Below are 1,237 nucleotides of genomic sequence, written 5' to 3' on the forward strand. Positions count from 1 at the left end.
AGCCGCTCCATCTCTTTGGCTTCACGCAATCCCGGACGGAAAACCGCTTGTCTTATGACTTTGTCTCGTTTTAGGCGACAATGGATTGCCGCCTGTGGGCCTGAACACCCACAGGCGGCGGGAGGGGTGGGATCGGGAAACCGCTGGTCTGACAGAACCGTTGCGCAGTAGGATCGCCCCTTTCTTTTCCATGAGGCCTGAACGGATAGCGGGGCTTTGACGGCCCGCATGACAAGCATGGGACACGGAAAAGATGGCTGACACGATAGCACGAACCCTCGGTATCGACATCTCGAAAGATCGCCTCGATGTCCATCTCCTACCGGACGGCATCGACAAGCAGTTCCTCAACGACGCCAAAGGGCTGCGGGCATTGATCCGCTGGCTGTCGCCCTACGCGCCCACCCGCATTGTCTTCGAGGCGACCGGCGCCTACCATCGGCGCCTCGAACGCATGCTGGCAATGGCGAACCTACCTGGCGTCAAGGTGAACCCGCAGCGCCTGCGCGCCTTCGCCAAAGCCTGCGGCCGGCTGGCCAAGACGGATCGCATCGACGCCGGCGTCATGGCTCGGTTCGGCGCAGTGATGGCCCCGGACATCCGGCCGATCCGCAGCCAGGCGCTTGATCTTTTGGCCGAATTGCTGACCGCGCGTCGCGCTCTCGTCAAGGACCGCAGCGCTCTGCTGCATCGGCAGAAGAATGTGACCATCCCCCTGCTGCAGCGCCAGGCCGAGCAGCGGCTGCGGCAGGTCGAGGCTCAAATCGAGGCCGTCGATGCCGAGAGCCGTCGGTTGATCGCCGCCGAGCCGCAATTGCAGCGCCGCTTCGACATCCTCTCCAGCATTCCGGGGATCGGGGCAACCTGCGCCATGGCGCTGATTGCTGACATGCCGGAACTCGGAACGCTGGCCAACAAACAGGCCGCCAGCCTTGCCGGTCTCGCGCCCATCGTGCGACAATCCGGCCAATGGAAGGGCAAAAGCTTCATTCAAGGCGGAAGGATCCAGCTTCGCCGCGCCCTCTATATGCCAGCCCTCGTCGCCATCCGCTTCAATCCGTCCCTCAAGAGCAAATACCAGCAACTCACCGCAACCGGAAAAGCCGCTAAGGCGGCCATCACCGCCATCATGCGAAAGCTAATCGTCCTGGCAAACGCACTCATCCGGGAAGATCGCTTTTGGACGCCTCAACAAGCTTGACTAAGACGGATACTGCGCACTTTTCCTGGAATTGCT

The 1,237-nt window shown here is 61.7% G+C and carries 1 protein-coding gene; it reads left to right on the forward strand.

Going from position 1 to position 1,237, the window contains the following annotated elements; all coding sequences use genetic code 11:
• The first annotated feature begins 253 nt into the window (after positions 1–253).
• Positions 254–1,201: an IS110 family RNA-guided transposase gene (locus PH562_RS30615; RefSeq protein WP_285177639.1), complete on the forward strand. Its 948-nt coding sequence runs from the start codon at positions 254–256 to the stop codon at positions 1,199–1,201.
• Positions 1,202–1,237: the final 36 nt, after the last annotated feature.

The organism is Rhizobium centroccidentale, from assembly GCF_030182565.1.
Taxonomy (GTDB): Bacteria; Pseudomonadota; Alphaproteobacteria; order Rhizobiales; family Rhizobiaceae; genus Rhizobium.